Origin of the sequence: Streptomyces melanogenes (assembly GCF_014649795.1) — a bacterium.
GTDB lineage: Bacteria > Actinomycetota > Actinomycetes > Streptomycetales > Streptomycetaceae > Streptomyces > Streptomyces noboritoensis.
Map to the genome: position 1 here is coordinate 77,276 of NZ_BMTS01000001.1, position 19,128 is coordinate 96,403.

The window sequence follows — 19,128 nt, forward strand, 5'->3', positions numbered from 1 at the left end:
TATGCCGGAATTGCCCGAAGTTGAAGCGCTCCGTGACTTCCTCGCCACGCATCTCGTCGGCCACCGGATCGCCCGCGCGCAGCCGGTCGCGATCAGCGTCCTCAAGACGTACGACCCGCCGCTGGCCGCCCTCGACGGGCGGACGGTCACGGGTGTGGGGCGGTACGGCAAGTTCCTCGACCTCGACGCCGACGGCCTCCACCTGGCGCTCCATCTGGCCCGCGCCGGCTGGCTGCGCTGGCACGACGCGCTGCCGACCGCGCCGCCGCGCCCCGGCAAGGGCCCGCTGGCGCTGCGGGTCGCGCTGGAGGGCGGGGCCGGGTTCGACCTGACCGAGGCGGGCACCCGCAAGAGCCTCGCCGCCTACCTGGTCCACGACCCGCGGGAAGTGCCCGGCATCGCCCGGCTCGGGCCCGACCCGCTCGCCCCGGACTTCGACCGCGACCGGTTCGCCGGGCTGCTCGCGGGGGAGCGGCGCCAGCTCAAGGGCGCGCTGCGCGACCAGTCGCTGATCGCCGGGATCGGCAACGCCTACAGCGACGAGATCCTCCACGTGGCACGGATGTCGCCGTTCAAGCAGGTGGACCGGCTCACCGACGACGAGATCAGCACGCTGTACGAGGCGGTCCGCGCCACCCTCACCGACGCGGTGGAGCGCTCGCGCGGGCTCGCGGCGGGCCGCCTCAAGGCGGAGAAGAAGAGCGGGATGCGGGTGCACGGCCGCACCGGCGAGCCCTGCCCGGTCTGCGGCGACACCGTCCGCGAGGTCTCCTTCGCGGACTCCTCGCTCCAGTACTGCGCCACCTGCCAGACCGGCGGCAAGACCCTCGCCGACCGGCGGATGTCCAAGCTGCTCAAGTAGTCCTCCCCGTACGGCGGACGGCCGCCCCTCAGCCCGACCTGGTCAGCGTCGCGAGCCGGGCCCCGTCCCGGGTCCGCACCTCGAAGCGGGAGATGTCGGCGGGTGCCAGCGCCGCGGCCCCCCGCATCGTCACCTGGGCCGCGTCCCGTACCGCCCAGGTCGCCACCGTGTCCTCCTCGCCGCCGCGCCCCACCGCCACCAGCGTGCACACCGCAGGTCCCCGCACCCCGCCCACGTCCAGCCCCACGTCGGTGCCGAACCCGGCGGGCGCGGCCGCCAGCGTCGCCGTCACCCCGGGCGCCGCCGCGGTCGCCGTCCAGTGCGGCGTGGCCGGGTCCGCCATCAGTTCGCGCGCAGCGAGGGGCGCGCCCGCCACCAGCGCCGCCGCGGCCACCAGCAGGCCGAGCCGCCTCCTGCGCCGCGCCCGCAGCCGGTCGCCCACCGCGCCGAGCGCCGAGTGCAGCAGGCCGGGCGACGGCGTGGCGACCGGATCCACCCCGGGCGGCGTCCAGCGGGCGTACGCGGCGAGCAGCGCCTCCACACTCCCGAGCTCCTCCAGCAGGCGCGCGCAGTGCGCGCACCCCGCCAGGTGCTCCTCGAAGCGGAAGGTTTCGGCGACACCGAGCACACCGAGCGCGTACGCCCCGACGTCCCGGTGGAGTTCCAGCGGCCTCATGCCGTCTGGTACGCAGACGGCGGCCCAATCACTCAAGTCACACGGGAAGGGACAGTAAGGAGTCGGCGCACCTACAATCCGACCGCATGCTGCGCGTACTGGCCGTCGACGACGAAGCCCCCGCCCTGGAGGAGCTCCTTTACCTCCTGCGCTCCGATCCGCGGATCCGCAGCGCCGAGGGCGCCACCGGGGCCACCGACGCGCTGCGCCTGATCGGGGGCGCGCTGGACGCCGGGCCCGACGACGAACAGGGTGTGGACGTCGTCTTCCTCGACATCCACATGGCGGGGCTCACCGGACTCGACATCGCCCGGCTGCTCGCCGGGTTCGCCCGGCCGCCGCTGATCGTCTTCGTCACCGCGCACGAGGGCTTCGCCGTCCAGGCCTTCGACCTGAAGGCGGTCGACTACGTCCTCAAGCCCGTCCGCAGGGAGCGGCTCGCCGAGGCGGTGCGCCGGGTGGCCGAGATGAGGGGGGAGCGCGGCCCGGCGCTCCCGGAGGTGCACGAGTCCGCGACGGCCCACATCGCCGTCGAGCTCGGCGGCGTCACCCGGTTCCTGGCCGTCGCCGACATCGCGTACGCCGAGGCGCAGGGCGACTACGCCCGGCTGCACACCGACTCCGGCAGCCATCTGGTGCGCGTGCCGCTGTCCACGCTGGAGGACCGCTGGCGCGCACACGGGTTCGTACGCGTCCACCGCAGCCATCTGGTGGCGCTCGCCAGGATCGACGAACTGCGCCTGGAGGCGGGCAGTATGACCGTCCGCATCGGCGGGGCCGAGCTCCCCGTCAGCCGCCGCCATGCGCGTACCCTCCGCGACCAGCTGCTGCGTCGCGGCGGTCGCTGATGCTCCATCGCCTACGTTCTGATGGTCCGTCAGAACAGATGGATCGCCAGATGCCCGAGCGGCAGGCCGAGTTCCCACGCCGGGGTCCACACCCGCGGCTCGTCCTCGGCCTCGGCGCGCGGGTCGACCCCGCCCGGCACCACCGCCTCCAGGTCCGCGGCCAGCAGCTCGGTCTCCTCCAGCCACCGCCACGCGTCCCGCGCCAGCGCCAGGTCGGGGCCGGACCCGGCCGCCTCCCGCTCGCGCAGGCGCTCGCGGACCCAGCCGTGCCACGGCCGCCCGGCCGCGGTCAGCGAACTCCACTCGTCGAGTCTGGCCACCACCCGCGCGCCGCCGACCGCGCCGTCCGACAGGAAGATCGTCAACGCCAAGGCGTTGCGTCCGGCCCTGAATTCGAGCGTCGTCGGCGGCATGAGATCGCCGGTGCGCAGTAATTCGTCGGCGATGTACTCCGCGTACATCCATGCCATCGGCACCAGCAGTTCGCCACCACTGGTCCCGTTCGTACCCTCCGGACGCATTCCGTCTCGCCTCTTTCATCGACTGTCCAGGCGCTCCAGGGAGCTCCAGGGAGCATTGAACCGGGGGAGCGTGCCCGCCGTGGCCAGAAGGGCAGGATCCGTCGTCCCACACGAGGTGCCCATGCATGTGCGGCAGTCGCTCGGCGCTTACGTCCTGGGCGCCCTCGCGCCGGACGAGGACCGCCGGGTCGCCGGTCATCTGCGCACCTGCCCGGGCTGCCGCGCGGCCTACCTGGAGGTCGCGGAGGCGCCCTCGATGCTTGCCCTGCTCTCCGAGGAGGACCTGGCGGACGGGCCGCCGGACGAGTAGCCCGGCAGGACCCGCGCCAGGGCCCGCAGAGCATAGTACGAGCGGGACTTGACGGTGCCGCACGGCACCCCCAGGACCTCCGCCGCCTCGGCCACGCTCAGCCCCCGGAAGTAGATCTGCGCCAGCACCGCCCGGTGCTCGGGGCTCAGGGTGCGCACCGCGTCCCGTACGTCGAGCGCCGCCGCCGACCGCTCGGCGTGGTCGTCCTGCGCCTCCACGCGCGCGTCGAGCACGGCGTCGTGCACCTCGACCGGGCGCGCCTGCCGGTTCCGGCGGGCGTCGATGGCGAGGCGCCGCCCGACGGTGAACAGCCACGGCCGCATCGAGGCGTACGGGCCCTCGAACGCCTCCGGGTGCTGCCAGGCGCGGACCAGCGTCTCCTGGAGCAGGTCCTCGGCGCGCTGGCGGTCGCCGTAGGTCAGGCCCAGCAGGAAGTGCATCAGGGCGGGGCCGTGCTCGCGCTGGAGCGCCGCGAGGTCGGGCTCGCGGGTGTACCGCGGCGGCGCCGCACCTCGCGGGGCCGCGCCCGGCCGTGGGGCCGTGTCCGGTCGGGGGACCGCGTCCGAGATACCCGTGCTCACCGTGGTGCTCCCTTCCCGAGAAGTCCGCAGGCCGCAGCCCGTATCCGAGCGCAGTCGGGCGCGAAGGGACAGCCGCCGGACCGCGACATGCGACGAACGGTCGAATGGAGCGGCGAATGGTGCGGCGAACGGTTGGACAATCGGGCTATCTATGCGTGATATGGATATCTGATAATCAATCAGGCATTCCCGACCCATGGAGCCCGGTGCCATGACCAGCAGCACGAGCCGGCGGACGGCGGCCGTCGCGGCCCTCGTCCTCGCCGCGACCGCCGGGTGCTCGGTGGAGCACCCCGCCCCCGCGCGCCTGCCGCACCACCAGGACTCCGAGCGGCCCGGCACGCCGTCGCCGGCCGGGGGTTCGGCGAAGGCGGGGCCGCGCCCGTTCACGCTGGTCGCGACCGGTGACGTACTGCCGCACTCCTCGACCATCGAGCGCGCGGCGGCCGACGCGGGCGGGGACGGCTACGACTTCCGGCCGATGCTGGCCGGGGTCAAGCCGGTGATCTCCCGGGCGGACCTGGCGATCTGCCACATGGAGACGGTGTACGGGCCGGACGGCGGGCCCTTCACCGGCTACCCGGCCTTCAAGTCGCCGCCGCAGGTGGCCGCCGCGCTCAAGGACACCGGGTACGACTCGTGCTCGACCGCGTCCAACCACAGCCTCGACGACGGGGCGGACGGGATCGCCCGGACCCTGCGCGCCTTCGACAAGGCGGGCCTCCAGCACACCGGTTCGGGCCGCACGGCCACGGAGTCGGCGACGCCCGCCCTGCTTGAGGCGGGCGGCGCGAAGGTCGCCCAGTTGGCGTACACGTACGACACCAACGGCTATCCGATGCCGGACGGGCAGCCGTGGGCCGTCCACCTCATCGACGAGCAGAAGATCCTCGCGGACGCGCGCGCGGCCCGTAAGGCGGGGGCCGACGTGGTCGTCGTCAGCCTCCACTGGGGCACGGAGTGGCAGACCGAGCCCGACGAGCAGCAGCTCCAGCTGGGCAAGGCGCTCACGGCCTCGCGCACCGGGGGCCGCCCCGACATCGACCTCATCCTGGGGACGCACGCGCACATCCCGCAGGCGTACGAGAAGGTCAACGGCACCTGGATCGTCTACGGGGAGGGCGACCAGGTCGCGGGGGAGATGTTCAACAACTCCGGCGCGCGCGATCCGCGCGGCAACATGAGCTCCATCGCCCGCTTCACGTTCGCGCCGCCCGTGCGGGAGGGGGCGCGGTGGGAGGTCACCAAGGCGGAGTTCATCCCCCAGTGGGTCGACGCGGACCGCGGCCGCGTGGTGAACCTCCCCGAGGCCCTGCGCGCCTCCCCCGACCGGGAGGACTACCGCACGGCGGAGACGGAGATCCGGGAGGCGGTGCTGGGCCGCGGGGCGGCGCGGGACGGGTTGCGGATGGCGACGGGGTAGGGCTGCGCCCCCGTTCGTCTGCGGACCGTGCTGGGTTGCTCGCGCAGTTCCCCGCGCCCCTAACCACCTAGGGGCGCGGGGAACTGCGCGACCAGCCACAGACGGCCTGCAGTCGACGAACCCGGCCGCCCGCCAGAGGGCTTTCGGGAAGGGGCGGGGTGGGGAATCCAACCCCCTACGGAACCACCGTCACCGGCCACCGCCCCGCCTTGACCAACCGCACCGCCACCGACCCGATGATCCGATGCCCCGCCGACTCCGACGCCCCCACCACCACCGCATCCGCCTTCAAAGAATCCGCAGCCGCCACCAGCCCCCCATACGCGTCGCCCCGCAACGTATGGAACTCCCACCGCACGGTCCAGATGTCCCGCACCCGTTCCGCCGCCGCGCGGATCTCCTCGGCCAGGCCCTCCGCGATCTCACCCGTGGTGTCGGCGATCGGCGCCCCCATCGCGGCGCCCGCGGGCACCAGCGGCTGGACGTAGACCACCGCGAGCAGCGCGTTCTGGCGCCGGGCCAGCCCGCTCGCGTAGGCCGCCGCGCGCAGCGAGGAGTCGGAGCCGTCCACCCCGACGACGATGACCTTGGGACCATCCGTACCGCGTTCGAAGGGTGTTGTCACACCATCGAGGCTAACCCGCTCCCGACAGGCGGCCCGGCGTGCCGCTCCCTAGAGTGCAAGGCATGAGTGTCAGCGAGGAGACGCCCATACCGGCACGGGCCCGGACGCCCGCGCGGTCCCGGTTCCTGAGCCGGGTGCCGGAGGCCTTCGCGATGTTCTTCGCCGGGCTCGGGCTGTACTGCGGCGTCATCGCGCTGGTGCCCGCGCTGCGCAGATGGCTGCGGCCGGTCTCCTGGTTCTTCGACCGGGTCACCGTCCCCGTCAGCGCCAACCTCGCCTACGCCGTCTTCCTGCTGCTGCTCGCCGCCGCGATCGGCGCCCGCAAGAAGGTCGCCTGGTGGCTGGTGGTCGGCTACCTCGGGCTGCTCTTCCTCGCCGACGTGCTGCTCGTCGCCGTCGCCGAGTGGATGTGGGCCGCCAACGGCGTGGTGTGCGGGGCCGCGCTCCTCGTGCTGATCCTGGCGCGCGGCGAGTTCTACGCCGAGACCCGGCGCGGCGCGGTCCGCCGCGCGCTGCTCGTCCTGGTGCTCGGACTCGCCGCGGGCGTCGTGGCCGGCTGGGCGCTGGTGGAGATCTTCCCCGGCACGCTCCCGCGCGGCCAGCGGCTGCTGTGGGCCAGCAACCGGGTGCTCGGCGGCCTCGCCTCCGGCGGCCAGTTCGACGGCCGCCCGCCCCGCCCGCTCTACTTCTTCCTCGGTCTGTTCGGCGCGATCGCCCTGCTCAGCGCGGCCACCACGCTCTTCCGCTCGCAGCGCATGGAGGCCGCGCTGCACGGCGACGAGGAGCCGCGCATCCGGGCCCTGCTGCGCGCCTACGGCCGGGACGACTCGCTCGGCTACTTCGCCACCCGCCGCGACAAGGCTGTCGTGTTCTCGCCGAGCGGCAAGGCGGCCGTCACCTACCGGGTGGAGGCCGGGGTCGCGCTGGCCAGCGGCGACCCCGTCGGCGACCCGGAGGCGTGGGGGCCCGCGATCGCCGCCTGGCTGGACGTGGCCAGGAAGTACGCCTGGGCGCCCGCCGTGATGGGCGCGTCCGAGGAGGGCGCCACCGTCTACGCCCGGCACGGCCTGGGCGCGATGCAACTGGGCGACGAGGCGATCCTGCACGTCGCCCGGTTCGACCTGGACGGCCGCGAGATGCGGGTCACCCGGCAGGCCGTCCGCCGCGTCGCCCGCACCGGCGCCACCACCCGGATCCGCCGCCACTCGGCGCTCACCGACGAGGAGATGGGCCAGATCGTCGACCGGGCGGACGCCTGGCGGGACACCGAGACCGAACGCGGCTTCTCCATGGCGCTCGACCGCCTCGGCGACCCGGCCGACGGCGACTGCCTGCTGGTGGAGGCGTTCGACGCGGACGGCAAGCTGATCGCGCTGCTCTCGTTCGTGCCGTGGGGCCCGGACGGCATCTCGCTCGACCTGATGCGGCGCGACCGCAGCGCGCCCAACGGCGTCATGGAGTTCATGGTGGCCGAGCTCTGCGCGTACGCCCCGAAGCTGGGCGTACGGCGGATCTCGCTCAACTTCGCGGTGTTCCGCTCCGCATTCGAGGAGGGCGCCCGGATCGGCGCGGGCCCGGTGCTGCGGCTGTGGCGCAGGCTGCTGCTGTTCTTCTCCAAGTGGTGGCAGCTGGAGGCGCTGTACCGCTCGAACGTGAAGTACCAGCCGCAGTGGTTCCCGCGCTTCCTCTGCTACGGGGACGCGGGCTCGCTCGCCCGCGTCGGCCTCGCCTCCGGCATCGCCGAGGGCTTCGTCTCCGTACCCAGCCTGCGCAAGCTGTGGGGCAAGGGGCACCCCAGGGGCGTCACCAGCCCGGGCAGCACCGAGGGCCTGCCGTCCATCGAGGCGCTCGGCCTGTCCGAGCAGGGCGCCGAGGGGGCGGGGGAGCGGCGGCTGCCCGACCAGGTGCGGGTGCGCCACCGCAAGCTGGAGCGGCTGCGCGCCGAGGGCACCGAGCCGTATCCGGTGGTCATCCCGCGACGCACGCACACCCTGGCGGACCTGCGCGCGGCCGGTGCGGGCACGGCCGCCACGGTCGCCGGGCGCGTGATGGCCGTACGCGACTTCGGCGGGGTCGTCTTCGCCGTGCTGCGCGACTGGTCGGGCGACCTCCAACTGGCGCTCACCCGGGACGGCACGGGCGCGGAGGTCCTCGACCACTTCACCCGTGACGTCGACCTCGGCGACCACATCACCGCCACCGGCACCACCGGCACCAGCGCCAAGGGCGAGTACTCGCTGTTCGTCACCGGCTGGCAGATGACCGGGAAGTGCCTGCGCCCGCTGCCCGACAAACGGCTCGGCCTGGCCGACCCCGAGGCCCGGGTCCGCCGCCGCTACCTCGACCTGGTGGCCCGCCCCGAGGCCCGCGACGTCGTCCGGGCCCGCTCCACCGCCGTCCAGGCGCTGCGGCAGGGCCTGCTGGACCGTGGCTATCTGGAGGTCGAGACACCGATGCTCCAGCAGATCCACGGCGGCGCCAACGCCCGCCCCTTCACCACCCACATCAACGCCTACGACCTGGACCTGTATCTGCGGATCGCGCCCGAGCTGTATCTGAAGCGGCTGTGCGTCGGCGGGGTCGAGAAGGTCTTCGAGATGGGCCGCACCTTCCGCAACGAGGGCGTCTCGTACAAGCACAACCCCGAGTTCACGATGCTGGAGGCCTACCAGGCCTTCGCCGACTACGACGTGATGCTCGATCTGACCCGCGAGCTCATCCAGGGCGCCGCGACCGCCGCGTTCGGCGCGCCGGTGGCGCGCAAGGCGGGTCCCGACGGTCGGCTCGTGGAGCACGACATCTCCGGCCCCTGGCCGGTCAAGACGCTGTACGGGGCGCTCTCCGAGGCACTGGGCGAGGAGATCGACGCCGACACCGAGGAGCGGGAGCTGCGCCGGCTCTGCGACCGGGCCGGGGTCCCGCACACCCCTGAGAACACCCGGGGCGACGTGGTGCTCGAAATGTACGAACGGCTGGTCGAGGAGAAGACCCAGCTGCCCACGTTCTACAAGGACTTCCCGACCGACGTCTCGCCGCTCACCCGCCAGCACCGCCGCGACCCCCGGCTGGCCGAGCGCTGGGACCTGGTGGCCTTCGGCACCGAACTGGGCACCGCCTACTCGGAGTTGACCGACCCGGTGGAGCAGCGGCGGCGGCTCACCGCGCAGTCGCTGCTCGCGGCGGGCGGTGACCCGGAGGCGATGGAGCTCGACGAGGAGTTCCTGGACGCGCTCGAATACGCCATGCCGCCCACCGGCGGACTCGGCATCGGAGTGGACCGGCTCGTCATGTTCCTCACCGGCCTGACGATCCGTGAGACACTGCCGTTCCCGCTGGTGCGACGCCACTGAGCCACGTCCGTCAACGGTTCGGCCGGGTGCGTCCCAACGGGTGTTTTCGGCCGCGCGGGCGGTGCGCTTCAGGCGCCGGGACCGCGTGTCGTGCGAGCCATGGGTCATGAAAGAGGATGAGATGCTCCCCGGGCGGCGTACGTTCCTGCGCGTCGGCGCCTGTCTGGGAGCCGCCGCCGCGCTGCGGATGCTGACCGCCGAGGACACCGGCGTTCCGGAGCGGAAGGCCGCGCGGGCCGCCGCGGGCCCGCAGGCCGCCGCGCCCCGGCTGAAGTCCACCGCGTACCGCCTCGAACCGATGACCGCCGAGGCGCCGCCGCAGTACCGCACCGCGCTGCCGCCGGTGCGGCGCCGGCCGTTTCTGAGCATGCCCCAGCTCGGCCCCGACACCATGGTGCTGACCTTCGACGACGGGCCCGACCCGCGCTACACGCCGGAGATCCTGCGGACCCTGCGCGAGCACGACGTGCGCGCGATGTTCTTCGTCTGCGGCGAGATGGCCACCGACAACCGCGACCTGCTGCGCGAGATGCACGACGACGGGCACGTGATCGGCAACCACTCCTGGACGCACCCGCTGCTCATCAAGATGTCGCGGGAGGCGGTACGCGACGAGATGACCCGGACCAGCGAGGTGGTCGAGGAGGTGCTCGGCGAGCGGCCGCAGTGGTTCCGCGCCCCCTACGGCGCCTGGAACCGCAACTCGTTCCAGATCGGCGCCGAACTCGGCATGGAGCCGATGGGCTGGACCCTCGACACGCTGGACTGGACGACGCCCGGCACCGACACGATCGTGCGCCGGGTCCAGCAGGGCGCCGCCCCCGGCGTCGTGGTGCTCTCGCACGACGCCGGGGGCGACCGCTCGCAGAGCGTGGCGGCGCTGCGCACCTATCTGCCCCGGCTGATGGCCGCGGGCTACCGGCTGCGCGTACCGCCCAAGCGGCGCTGAGGCCGGGGCGGTTCAGCGGGTGGCCACCATCCGGGCGAAGACGACCACGTTGCCGTCGTAGCCCTTGGTCCTGGTGAAGCCGCCGCCGCAGGTGATCACCCGCAGCTCCGGGTGCCCGGTGTCGCCGTACACCCGGGCACCCGGGAAGTTGTTCTTGTCGTAGACCTCGACGCCGTACACCTCGAAGACGGCCACGTGCCCGTCGTAGCGGGTCACCTCGACGTGGTTGCCCTTCTTGAGCGAGCCCAGGCCGTAGAAGACGGCGGGGCCCCGCAGGGTGTCGACGTGGCCGACCATGACGGCGGTGCCGCGCTGGCCGGGGGAGATCGCGTTCTGGTACCAGCCCGCCAGGTTGGGGTCGTCCGGCGGCGGCGCCTGCACCCAGCCGTCCTGGTCGATGCCTACCTCGATGACCGGGGCGTCGACCTTGATCGCGTCGATCTTGACCCGGGAGGCCGGCGCGTACGCCAGCGGCTCCACCGGGGCGAGGGAGGTGGCCGGGACGAACACCTCCGGCCGGCCCGTCAGCGCGGCGGCCGCCGCGGGCTGCGGGGGGCCCATCGTGACGTCCGCGCCGTTCCGCATCAGCGCCAGACCGGTGAGCATCACCAGGGCCAGCGCCCCCCACGGCGACCGCCTCCGATGCTCCGAGCCGCCCTCTTCCTGCCCCATCTCGCTCCCTCCAAAGCCCTCCGTGCCACCTCTAGGCACGGTAAGGGCGCGCTCGCACTCCGGCGATCAGAGAGGGGCGAACGGGTGGTGGCGGGGGTGACGGCCGACCCGTGCGGCACCCGGGGTGACCCATCCGTGTCATGGTCCGATAAAAGTTCTGACGGTCTGTGACCTGCGGGTCCGTCAGATCAGCCGTCCGTCCCCCGGCGTGTCGGCTCACCAGGGTGGACCAGCGCGACATGCGAGGTGAGAAGCCTGCGGTGAGGGTTCGTCATGGGAGGCGTACTCGTCGAATTTCCCGGAGCACGGCTTTGGGGCGCCCTCCCTCGGAGGTTCAACCATGCGTGCTGCACGCGCTCTCCCGGTGGCCGTGGCCGCCTTCGCGGCGGTGGGGCTCTCGGCCCCGCTCGCCTCCGCCAACTTCGGCCCGAGCAACGTCACCGTCAACCCGAGCGCGGTGCACCCGGGCTCCACGCTGACGATCACGGCCAACGGCTGCGGCCACGGCGGCATCGTGACGTCGAACGCCTTTTCCCCCACGTCCCTCTCGGGCGGAGACACCGGATTCGCGACCGCCAGGATCCACGACCACATCACCCCCGGGTCGTACAACCTGTCGGTCCGCTGCAACGACAACCCGCGGACGGAGACGCGCAGCTTCACCGTGCTCCCCGGCCGCGGCGCGATGGGCGGCCTCGGTGGCGCCGCCGGTCCGACCCAGACCGAGATGGCCGTCGGCGGGTCCCTGGTGGCGCTCGCCGCCATCGGCGGTGCCGTGTTCGTGGCACGGCGCCGCCGCACGAGCGGCGGGCGGGTCTGACCGGCCGAACCTCCCGGACAGAGCCGAACCGCCCGTCGCCCCGAGTCCTGGCCAGGACTCGGGGCGACGGGCGGTTCGCGGTGTCTTCTTCGGATGCGGCTAGCCGTCCCGGCGGCGCAGATAGAACATCAGGCCGCCGCCGGCCGCGGCGACGAGCGCGAGGCCGATCGCGATCTCGCCCAGGTCGACGCCGTCCGAGGTGCCGCCGAGGCCGCCCCGCACCCCGCGCGAGGGCGCGGTGGTGGTGCTGGTCGTGGGGCGGAGCGTCTGCAGCCCGCCGGTGATCGTGAGATCGGTGGTGCCCCGCTCGCCGCCGCACATGAACGTCACGGTGTAGGTGGCACCGCGCTTGGCGTTGAAGTCGACCTGGGCGGTCGTGGAGCTGTTCGGGGAGATGGTCACCGTGTTGAAGACGCCGGAGGAGGCGGTGGCGGTGGAGGGGCACCCGGTGACGTTCAGCGTGACCGTACCGCCGGGGGCGATGGTGGAGGGGGTCACGCTGAACCCGAACGACGTGATGTTGCTGCCGTGCGCGCCGCCGCCGTCGGCGGCCGGCGCTGCCGCGGGGGTGGCGAGGGAGAGAGCCGCGGCGCCGAGCAAGGTGGCGGATGCGATGCGTATCGCGCCCATGGACAATCCTCCGGGTCCCCGAGGAGCACTGCGGAAACGATTTCCACAAAAAGCGGGAAATGCACCTCGTGCCCGACACGCTAGGAGCGGGTGGCGCCGGTCGCGATCCCTGTCCGGCGAATGGGGCATTCGCTTCCCCCACCCGGCGGACCTGTCGGGGTGTCACCGGGGATTCGGCTCAGGTGAACAGATCGGGAAAGAGGTCGCGGAACGGCGCCGAGGTGGCCGACAGACCCCGGCCGAACGGCGCGTCGAAGTCCCAGATCAGGAAGAGCAGGAAGGCGATGAGCACGCTGAAGAGCCCGGCCAGGAGCAGTTCGCGCCCGGTGCGGCGGATCTGCAGCGTGAAGATCAGGCCGACGGTCACCACGGCCCCGGTGATCAGCCCGAACCAGACCACCCCGGGCATCGTGGCCCCGGCCCCCTCGCCGCGCGTGGTGCGGGCGTCGTCGACGGCCGCCACCTGGTCGACCAGCGGCTGGTACGCCTGGCCCTCGTGGTCGGTCTTGGGCTCGTAGTCCGTGACGTCCCGGCGCAGCTGGGCGAGCAGCACCGCCCCCTTGTCGCCGAGCTCGCCCTTGACCTCCATGTGGTGCCATTCGGAGCGGACGACGTAGGTGACGTACGAGTCGACGTCGGCACGGATGCGCGCGCGGACCGGGCCCGGGTAGACCTGGACGCGCTCGCTGACCTCGTGCAGCGCCTGCGCCTCCTGGCGGACGGTCTCCGAGGCCGCGCCCTTGGCCTCCCAGACGCCCGCGATGGCGAGGCCGAGGACGATCGCGTACACCACTCCCATCATCATCGTCATGTACTCCATGACGTCCGGGGTCTGGGAGGGGTCGTCGTCCTCGCCGATGCGGCGGTGGTTGACGACGACGATGGTCAGCACGACGACGCAGGCGGCGGCCATCGCGATGGTGAGGACGATCCAGTCCTTCAAGGGGGAACCTCCGACGAGGGAGAAGCGGTAACGGCGCGGGGGCCGACGGCTAGCTGGAGCGGGGGCGGAGCACCGCGACGGCGATCACCGCGGGCACCGTGATCAGCAGGGTGAGCGTCACCGTGGACAGCCCCGGCGCGGGCTTCTTCCGCGGCGGCTTGCGGTAGGCGGGCAGGGCGATCGGCCGCAGCCGGGGCGGCGGGGTGGCCGAGGGGCTCGGCGGCACGGGCGCGGGCGGCGGCGGTGGCGCCGGCTGCGGTGGTACGGGCGGCGCGGGCCGCACCGGCCGGGGCTTCGGGGGCTGCGGCGCTGGTGGCGGGGGTGGTGCGGGAGGGACCGGCTTCGGCGGGGCCGGTGGATGCGTCGGCGGTGGTTTCGGCGGCGCCGGCGGCTTCGGTTCGGGCGGCTCGGGCGGCGGTGGTTTCGGCGTGGGCGGCGGGGGCGACGGCGTACAGATGCCGCCCCCGGCGACCGCCACCGCCCAGTCGTCCCCGGAGCCGCCCGAGACCGAGGCGTACGCGCAGGCGTCCGCGCGCGCGTACGGCGCGGGGCCGGTCAGCAGCAGGGCGAGCGCGGCCGCCGACAGCAGTCGCTGGGCCAAGTGGGTTACGGGCACGCCCAGGATCATCCGGCCCGGTGGGCCGTGCGGCCACGAGACCGACGTGGATTCGCCTGATGGGGGGAGGTTGGGCGGGTTTGCGTTTGGAACCGCCGGGGGCGGTTCTGCGGGGGCGGGAAAATTCTTTCGCAGGCTTTGAACACTCGGGGGTCCGCCACGCGTACCTAGGGCCATGAAAGGCGCACTGGGGCGCCACAAGAATCAGCGGATCAAAGGGAGTTGACATGGCAACCTGGCGCAACGCCTCGCTCGCGGTGACGGCGGCGGCAGTACTGGCACTCACGGCGACGGCCTGCGGCCAGGACAAGGGAAGTGCCTCGCCGAAGGGCCAGTCCGTCGGCAACGCCGCCCAGGCCGCGGGCAGTGGGAACGGGTACGGATACGGCGACGCGGGCTACGGCTCGGGGGGCACGGCCAACCAGGCGGCGGCCAAGGCGGCCGGGCAGCTGGCGGTGTGGGACAGCAAGGAACTGGGCAAGGTGGTCACCGACAGCGCCGGATTCACGCTCTACCGCTTCGACAAGGACACCGCGAGCCCGCCCAAGTCGAATTGCGACGGCGACTGCGCGAAGCTGTGGCCGGCGGTGCCCGCGGCCGGTGTCACGGCGGCTCCCGGCACCGACGCGAGCCTCATCGGCGAGGTGACCCGTACCGACGGCAGCAAGCAGCTGACGATCGCGGGCTGGCCGATGTACCGGTACACCAAGGACACCAAGCCCGGCGACGCGACCGGCGAGGGTGTGGGCGGCACGTGGCACGCCTCGGCCCCCGACGGCAAGAAGGCGACGCCGTCCGCCGACAGCGCCGAGGCCGGTGGCGGCGCGGAGACGCCGAGCCTGCCGGGCCTCTCGGTCCGCAACGACCCCAAGCTCGGCAAGATCATCGTCGATGCCCGGGGGATGACCGTCTACCGGTTCAAGAAGGACTCCGCCTGGCCCATGAAGTCGGCCTGCACCGGCGACTGCCTCAAGAAGTGGCCGGTGGTCGCCCCGGTCGACAAGAAGGACACTGAGGGCATCATCCAGAAGGGCTTCGTCACCTTCAACCGGCCCGACGGGCTCAAGCAGCAGTCGGTCAACTGCTGGCCGATCTACACCTACGCCGGTGACAGCAAGCCCGGCGACACGAACGGCCAGGGCGTGGGCGGCACCTGGTGGGCCGTCTCGCCGGAGGGAAAGCTGATCGCCACCACCAAGTGAACCCCCTCCCAAGGCCGTCGGCCCGTCACCGTGTCCCCCGCGCGGTGGCGGGTTCGACGTGCGTCGCGGCGGGTGTGACCGAACCTGTGTGTGACCAATAACGGATCGGCATTTTCCGTTTTTACTCGCCCTCCTGCCTGACGATCAGTAGCCTCAGCTCGAACACTGACCATGCACATGGCCACCACACCCCCCGCGGCGAGTTGTTGGAGACATAGATGGAGCGTCCTGCCTGGGCCCCTACGGGCATCGACATCTCGGTGCCGAGTGTGTCCCGCATCTACGACTACTACCTGGGCGGTTCGCACAACTTCGAGGTGGACCGGGAAGCCGCGCGCAAGGCCATGGAGTTCATCCCCGGACTGCCCAAGGTGATGCAGGCGAACCGGGCGTTCATGCGGCGGGCGGTCCGGTTCGCCCTGGATGAGGGAATCACGCAGTTCCTGGACATCGGCTCGGGCATCCCGACGTTCGGCAACGTCCACGAGATCGCCCAGAGCGGCGCCCCCGAGGCGCGGGTCGTCTACGTCGACCACGACCCGGTCGCCGTGGCGCACAGCAAGGCCGTCCTGGAGGGCAACGACCTGGCGGGCGTGGTCGCCGCCGACCTGCGCAAGCCGCAGGACGTCCTCAGCAGCCCCGAGGTCACCCGGCTGCTCGACCTGGACCGGCCGGTCGCGCTGCTGCTGGTCGCCGTCCTCCACTTCGTGGAGGACTCGGACGACCCGCGCGCCGCGGTCGCCGCCCTGCGTGACGCCCTCGCCCCCGGCAGCCTGCTGATCCTCACCCACGCCGCGTACGAGGGCATCCCGCTCAGCGAGGACCGGGCCGGCGGCGCCGTGGGCGTCTACCGCAACATCCGCAACCCGCTGGTCATGCGCACCAGCGAGGAGATCGCCACCTTCTTCGACGGGTTCGAGATGGTCGCGCCCGGTCTGGTGCAGATGCCGATGTGGCGCCCGGAGAGCTCGCCGGAGCAGGAAGACCCCTATGCCTTCTCGGGGTTCGCCGGCGTGGGACGCATAGCGTGAGCACCCCGATCCGCACGGACGGGCAGCCCGTCGATCCCGACGGCCCCGAGTCCAGGCTCAGACGGTTCGCCACGATCTGGAGCCGGGCCATCTTCCCGGTGACGGCCACGTCGCTGACCCGCCCCGAGTTCGAGCGCCATCTGCTGCCGCTGGCCCGCCGCCTCATCGAGGCGCTGCACCGCCGCCACTTCGACCCGGCGCCCGCGCACGAGGTCGGCGCCGCCCTGGTCGGCGTCCACTGCACCGACCCGGACGCCCTCAGCCGTACGCTCGGCGTGGTCGACTCCTACCTCGTCCTGTACTGCGGTACGGGCGGCGACCTGCGTCCCGAGGAGGCCCGGGCCCGCTGCGCCCGCCTCCAGCACGCACTGGCCGCCGGGTTCGCCCAGGCGCTGCGCGAGCGCACCCTGAGCGAGCAGGAGGCCATCGCCCGCTCCGCGCTCTCCGCCCGCAGCGCCGCCGAGGAGGCCCTGCACACCACCGAGGCCCGGTTCCGCGCGGTCTTCGAGGGCGCCGCCGTCGGCATCGGGATCGCCGACCTCGAAGGCCGCGTCCTGGAGGTCAACGAGACCCTTACCCGGATGTTCGGCGGCGTCGAGGGCCAGATCCGCAGCCGCAACGTCAGCGAGTGGGTGCACCCCGAGGACGCGCCGCAGGTCTGGAAGCTGTACGAGGAGCTGGTGCGGGGCGAGCGCGACCACTACCGGGTCGAGAAGCCGTACTACCGCGGCGACGGCACCGTCCTGTGGACCAATCTGACGGTCTCGCTGCTGCGCGACGCCGAGGGCCGCCCGCAGTACCAGCTGGCCCTGTTGGAGGACACCACCGAGCGGCGGCTGCTCAATCTGCGGCTGCGCTACGAGGCCACCCACGACGCGCTGACCGGCCTGCCCAACCGCACCCTGTTCTTCGAGCGCCTGGACAAGGCGCTCGCGGCGGGCGACGGCAAGCGCTTCGGGCTCTGCTACCTCGACCTCGACGGGTTCAAGGCGGTCAACGACAGCCTCGGCCACTCGGCGGGCGACCGGCTCCTGGTGGAGGTCGCCGACCGGCTGCAGAGCTGTGCGACCGGGCCGGGCGAGATGGTGGCGCGGCTCGGCGGCGACGAGTTCGTGGCCCTGACCACCGGCACCGACACCCTGCGCGAGGTCGACGAACTGGCCTCGCGCATCCTCGGCGTGCTCTCCGTGCCGATCCGCCTGGAGGGCCGCGAGCTCACCGTGCGCGGCTCGATCGGCGTGGTCGAGGGCCCGGCGGACGAGCGCGGCCCGGCGGAGGTGCTGCGCAGCGCCGACATCACGATGTACCGGGCCAAGGCGGCGGGCGGCAACCGCTTCGAGCGGGCCGACCCGGAGGCCGACGCCCGTGCGATCACCCGGCACGGGCTCACCAACGCGCTGCCCGCGGCCCTGGAGCGCGGCGAGTTCTTCATCGAGTACCAGCCGCTGGTGCACCTGGGCGACGGCAGTGTGCACGGGGCGGAGGCGCTGGTGCGCTGGTCGCATCCGCAGCACGGCGTCCTGGGCCCGGACCGCTTCATCCCGCTCGCCGAGCACACCGGTCTGATCGTGCCGCTCGGCCGCTGGGTGATGGAGGAGTCCGTACGCCAGGCGCGGTTCTGGCAGGAGCGCCACCCGGGCGCGCGGGCGGGCGCTCCGTTGCGGGTCAACGTGAACCTCTCGCCCACGCAGCTGCACCACCCGGGCCTGGTGGCCGACACGGTGGAGATGCTGGAGCGCTCCGGTCTGGAGCCGGGCGCGCTGTGCCTGGAGGTCACCGAGTCCGCGCTGATCGGCGCCGACGACGATCTGCTGAAGCCGCTGCGCCAGCTCGCGGACATGGGCGTGGACATCGCCCTGGACGACTTCGGCACCGGCTACTCGAACCTGGCGAACCTGCGTCGCCTCCCGGTGAGCGTGCTCAAGCTGGATCGTTCCTTCACCCAGTCCATGCAGCAGCACCCGGCCGACCCCGTCGACATCAAGATCGTCGAGGGGATCGTGTCACTGGCCCACAGCCTGCAACTCGCCGTCACCGTCGAGGGCGTGGAGACCGGGGCGCAGGCCGAGCAGCTGCGCGAGCTGGGCTGCGACACCGCCCAGGGCTGGTACTACGCCCGCCCGGGCGCCCCGGACCGCATTCACTCGCTGGCGCTGACCGACGCCGTCTGATCCGTACCGATGCCGAGCAGGACCCGCTGCAACTCCCGCGCCGCGCGCGGCGGGTCCACGTCGCTGCGGTGGGCGAGCGCGATCGTGCGGCGCAGGCCCGGGCGGGCCAGCGGGGTCACCCGCAGGTCGCGGCCCGCCCGCGCCGCCACCATGCTCGGCACCACGGCGATGCCGAGCCCGGCCCGTACGAAGCCGAGCACCGCGTCCATCTCGCCGCCCTCGACCGTGAACACCGGCTCGAAGCCCTCGGCGCGGCAGGCCGCCACGGTGAGCTCGCGCAGGTCGTAGCCGTGCCGGAACATCACCAGCGGCGCGTCTCGCAGATCGCGGACGTAGACCCGGCCGCCGCTGCCGGGGGCCGGTTCGGCGGCGGCCGAGACTACCACCAGGTCCTCGTGGAAGAGCTCGACGCTGGTCAGCGCGGGGGAGCCGGGCGGCAGCGGGAGCACCACCAGGGCGAGGTCGAGGGCGCCGCGCGCCAGCTCCCGTACGAGGTCGTGGGAGCCGCCCTCCTCGATCAGGAGCTGGATGCCCGGATGGCGGTCGTGGAAGGCGCGCAGCACGTCCGGCAGCAGACCGGTGCACAGGCTCGGGGTGGCGCCGAGCCGCACCCGGCCGCGGCGCAGCTGGGCCAGCTCCTGCACCTCGATCCGGGCGGTGTCCGCGTCGGCCAGGATGCGGCGGGCCAGCGGCAGCAGCGCCTCACCCGCGTCGGTCAGCGCGATGTTGCCCCGGGCGCGGCTGAACAGCTCGGCGCCCAGCTCCTTCTCCAGCGCCCTGATCTGCTGGGAGAGCGAGGGCTGCGAGACGTGGACCTGCTCGGCGGCGCGGGTGAAGTGGCGGGTCTCCGCGACGGCCACGAAGTACAGGAGCTGCTGGAACTGCATGGACCCACGAT

Annotated in this window: 19 protein-coding genes; 10 read left to right on the forward strand and 9 right to left on the reverse strand. The window is 72.9% G+C overall.

Annotated features, from left to right (window positions below; genetic code table 11):
* Position 1 precedes the first annotated feature (1 nt).
* A complete protein-coding gene (locus tag IE252_RS00390; protein WP_190087179.1) occupies positions 2 to 862 on the forward strand; it encodes an Fpg/Nei family DNA glycosylase in 861 nt (286 codons plus the stop codon).
* Positions 863 to 890: 28 nt separating this feature from the next.
* Here the strand turns inward: IE252_RS00390 and IE252_RS00395 are convergent, their stop codons facing one another.
* Positions 891 to 1,538, reverse strand: a complete 648-nt coding sequence (locus IE252_RS00395) for a zf-HC2 domain-containing protein (RefSeq protein ID WP_190087180.1) — start codon at positions 1,536 to 1,538, stop codon at positions 891 to 893.
* Positions 1,539 to 1,624: 86 nt separating this feature from the next.
* On the opposite strand from IE252_RS00395, the gene IE252_RS00400 reads away from it, so the two are divergent.
* On the forward strand, positions 1,625 to 2,386 hold the full coding sequence (locus tag IE252_RS00400; protein WP_190087181.1) for a LytR/AlgR family response regulator transcription factor: 762 nt from the start codon (positions 1,625 to 1,627) through the stop codon (positions 2,384 to 2,386).
* A gap of 29 nt (positions 2,387 to 2,415) precedes the next feature.
* Here the strand turns inward: IE252_RS00400 and IE252_RS00405 are convergent, their stop codons facing one another.
* A complete protein-coding gene (locus tag IE252_RS00405; RefSeq protein WP_190087182.1) occupies positions 2,416 to 2,907 on the reverse strand; it encodes a hypothetical protein in 492 nt (163 codons plus the stop codon).
* Positions 2,908 to 3,028: 121 nt separating this feature from the next.
* Here IE252_RS00405 and IE252_RS00410 point away from each other — a divergent pair, with 121 nt between their 5' ends.
* Positions 3,029 to 3,217, forward strand: a complete 189-nt coding sequence (locus tag IE252_RS00410) for a zf-HC2 domain-containing protein (RefSeq protein ID WP_190087183.1) — start codon at positions 3,029 to 3,031, stop codon at positions 3,215 to 3,217.
* Here the strand turns inward: IE252_RS00410 and IE252_RS00415 are convergent.
* A complete protein-coding gene (locus tag IE252_RS00415) occupies positions 3,136 to 3,798 on the reverse strand; it encodes a sigma-70 family RNA polymerase sigma factor (protein WP_229847776.1) in 663 nt (220 codons plus the stop codon). The genes IE252_RS00410 and IE252_RS00415 overlap by 82 nt on opposite strands.
* A gap of 211 nt (positions 3,799 to 4,009) precedes the next feature.
* Between IE252_RS00415 and IE252_RS00420 the strand changes: the two genes are divergently transcribed.
* Positions 4,010 to 5,221 carry a CapA family protein gene (locus IE252_RS00420; RefSeq protein ID WP_190087184.1) on the forward strand — a complete coding sequence of 404 codons (1,212 nt, stop codon included), beginning with the start codon at positions 4,010 to 4,012 and terminating at the stop codon, positions 5,219 to 5,221.
* Positions 5,222 to 5,396: 175 nt separating this feature from the next.
* Here IE252_RS00420 and IE252_RS00425 read toward each other — a convergent pair whose 3' ends face one another.
* On the reverse strand, positions 5,397 to 5,846 hold the full coding sequence (locus IE252_RS00425) for a universal stress protein (RefSeq protein WP_190087185.1): 450 nt from the start codon (positions 5,844 to 5,846) through the stop codon (positions 5,397 to 5,399).
* Between the two features lie 62 nt (positions 5,847 to 5,908).
* Here IE252_RS00425 and lysX point away from each other — a divergent pair, with 62 nt between their 5' ends.
* Both lysX and IE252_RS00435 read left to right on the forward strand, forming a co-directional pair.
* Entirely contained in the window at positions 5,909 to 9,196 is a 3,288-nt protein-coding gene (gene lysX / locus IE252_RS00430; RefSeq protein ID WP_190087186.1) for a bifunctional lysylphosphatidylglycerol synthetase/lysine--tRNA ligase LysX, read from the forward strand.
* Positions 9,197 to 9,302: 106 nt separating this feature from the next.
* On the forward strand, positions 9,303 to 10,145 hold the full coding sequence (locus IE252_RS00435) for a polysaccharide deacetylase family protein (protein WP_190087187.1): 843 nt from the start codon (positions 9,303 to 9,305) through the stop codon (positions 10,143 to 10,145).
* Between the two features lie 12 nt (positions 10,146 to 10,157).
* On the opposite strand, the gene IE252_RS00440 is transcribed toward IE252_RS00435, so the two are convergent.
* The gene (locus tag IE252_RS00440) at positions 10,158 to 10,817 is read right to left on the reverse strand and encodes a class F sortase (RefSeq protein WP_190087188.1); all 660 of its coding nucleotides are present in this window, start codon (positions 10,815 to 10,817) and stop codon (positions 10,158 to 10,160) included.
* A 340-nt stretch (positions 10,818 to 11,157) separates the two neighbouring features.
* On the opposite strand from IE252_RS00440, the gene IE252_RS00445 reads away from it, so the two are divergent.
* Positions 11,158 to 11,637, forward strand: a complete 480-nt coding sequence (locus tag IE252_RS00445; protein WP_101391123.1) for a hypothetical protein — start codon at positions 11,158 to 11,160, stop codon at positions 11,635 to 11,637.
* A 99-nt stretch (positions 11,638 to 11,736) separates the two neighbouring features.
* Here the strand turns inward: IE252_RS00445 and IE252_RS00450 are convergent, their stop codons facing one another.
* The 3 genes from IE252_RS00450 to IE252_RS00460 form a co-directional block, all read right to left on the reverse strand.
* The gene (locus tag IE252_RS00450) at positions 11,737 to 12,267 is read right to left on the reverse strand and encodes a hypothetical protein (RefSeq protein ID WP_190087189.1); all 531 of its coding nucleotides are present in this window, start codon (positions 12,265 to 12,267) and stop codon (positions 11,737 to 11,739) included.
* Between the two features lie 178 nt (positions 12,268 to 12,445).
* Positions 12,446 to 13,210 carry a bestrophin-like domain gene (locus IE252_RS00455; RefSeq protein ID WP_190087190.1) on the reverse strand — a complete coding sequence of 255 codons (765 nt, stop codon included), beginning with the start codon at positions 13,208 to 13,210 and terminating at the stop codon, positions 12,446 to 12,448.
* A gap of 49 nt (positions 13,211 to 13,259) precedes the next feature.
* Entirely contained in the window at positions 13,260 to 13,826 is a 567-nt protein-coding gene (locus IE252_RS00460; protein WP_229847778.1) for a hypothetical protein, read from the reverse strand.
* A 227-nt stretch (positions 13,827 to 14,053) separates the two neighbouring features.
* Between IE252_RS00460 and IE252_RS00465 the strand changes: the two genes are divergently transcribed.
* The 3 genes from IE252_RS00465 to IE252_RS00475 all read left to right on the forward strand — a co-directional run bounded on the left by IE252_RS00465 (position 14,054) and on the right by IE252_RS00475 (position 18,230).
* Positions 14,054 to 15,028, forward strand: coding sequence for an SCO0930 family lipoprotein (locus IE252_RS00465; protein WP_190087192.1), 975 nt, complete (start codon positions 14,054 to 14,056; stop codon positions 15,026 to 15,028).
* A 218-nt stretch (positions 15,029 to 15,246) separates the two neighbouring features.
* Positions 15,247 to 16,059: an SAM-dependent methyltransferase gene (locus IE252_RS00470; RefSeq protein WP_190087193.1), complete on the forward strand. Its 813-nt coding sequence runs from the start codon at positions 15,247 to 15,249 to the stop codon at positions 16,057 to 16,059.
* Complete coding sequence (locus IE252_RS00475) at positions 16,056 to 18,230, forward strand: putative bifunctional diguanylate cyclase/phosphodiesterase (protein ID WP_190087194.1); 2,175 nt, start codon at positions 16,056 to 16,058, stop codon at positions 18,228 to 18,230. The genes IE252_RS00470 and IE252_RS00475 overlap by 4 nt, the downstream gene beginning before the upstream one ends.
* On the opposite strand, the gene IE252_RS00480 is transcribed toward IE252_RS00475, so the two are convergent.
* Entirely contained in the window at positions 18,200 to 19,117 is a 918-nt protein-coding gene (locus tag IE252_RS00480) for a LysR family transcriptional regulator (RefSeq protein ID WP_190087195.1), read from the reverse strand. The two genes, IE252_RS00475 and IE252_RS00480, sit on opposite strands and share 31 nt — an antisense overlap.
* Positions 19,118 to 19,128: the final 11 nt, after the last annotated feature.

What these genes read in the sequence shown, in the direction of transcription:
- IE252_RS00390 (WP_190087179.1), top strand. Translation starts at nt 2, where the DNA reads ATGCCGGAATTGCCCGAAGTTGAAGCGCTCCGTGACTTCCTCGCCACG.
- IE252_RS00395 (WP_190087180.1), bottom strand. Translation starts at nt 1,538, where the DNA reads ATGAGGCCGCTGGAACTCCACCGGGACGTCGGGGCGTACGCGCTCGGT.
- IE252_RS00400 (WP_190087181.1), top strand. Translation starts at nt 1,625, where the DNA reads ATGCTGCGCGTACTGGCCGTCGACGACGAAGCCCCCGCCCTGGAGGAG.
- IE252_RS00405 (WP_190087182.1), bottom strand. Translation starts at nt 2,907, where the DNA reads ATGCGTCCGGAGGGTACGAACGGGACCAGTGGTGGCGAACTGCTGGTG.
- IE252_RS00410 (WP_190087183.1), top strand. Translation starts at nt 3,029, where the DNA reads ATGCATGTGCGGCAGTCGCTCGGCGCTTACGTCCTGGGCGCCCTCGCG.
- IE252_RS00420 (WP_190087184.1), top strand. Translation starts at nt 4,010, where the DNA reads ATGACCAGCAGCACGAGCCGGCGGACGGCGGCCGTCGCGGCCCTCGTC.
- lysX (WP_190087186.1), top strand. Translation starts at nt 5,909, where the DNA reads ATGAGTGTCAGCGAGGAGACGCCCATACCGGCACGGGCCCGGACGCCC.
- IE252_RS00435 (WP_190087187.1), top strand. Translation starts at nt 9,303, where the DNA reads ATGAAAGAGGATGAGATGCTCCCCGGGCGGCGTACGTTCCTGCGCGTC.
- IE252_RS00440 (WP_190087188.1), bottom strand. Translation starts at nt 10,817, where the DNA reads ATGGGGCAGGAAGAGGGCGGCTCGGAGCATCGGAGGCGGTCGCCGTGG.
- IE252_RS00445 (WP_101391123.1), top strand. Translation starts at nt 11,158, where the DNA reads ATGCGTGCTGCACGCGCTCTCCCGGTGGCCGTGGCCGCCTTCGCGGCG.
- IE252_RS00450 (WP_190087189.1), bottom strand. Translation starts at nt 12,267, where the DNA reads ATGGGCGCGATACGCATCGCATCCGCCACCTTGCTCGGCGCCGCGGCT.
- IE252_RS00465 (WP_190087192.1), top strand. Translation starts at nt 14,054, where the DNA reads ATGGCAACCTGGCGCAACGCCTCGCTCGCGGTGACGGCGGCGGCAGTA.
- IE252_RS00470 (WP_190087193.1), top strand. Translation starts at nt 15,247, where the DNA reads ATGGAGCGTCCTGCCTGGGCCCCTACGGGCATCGACATCTCGGTGCCG.
- IE252_RS00480 (WP_190087195.1), bottom strand. Translation starts at nt 19,117, where the DNA reads ATGCAGTTCCAGCAGCTCCTGTACTTCGTGGCCGTCGCGGAGACCCGC.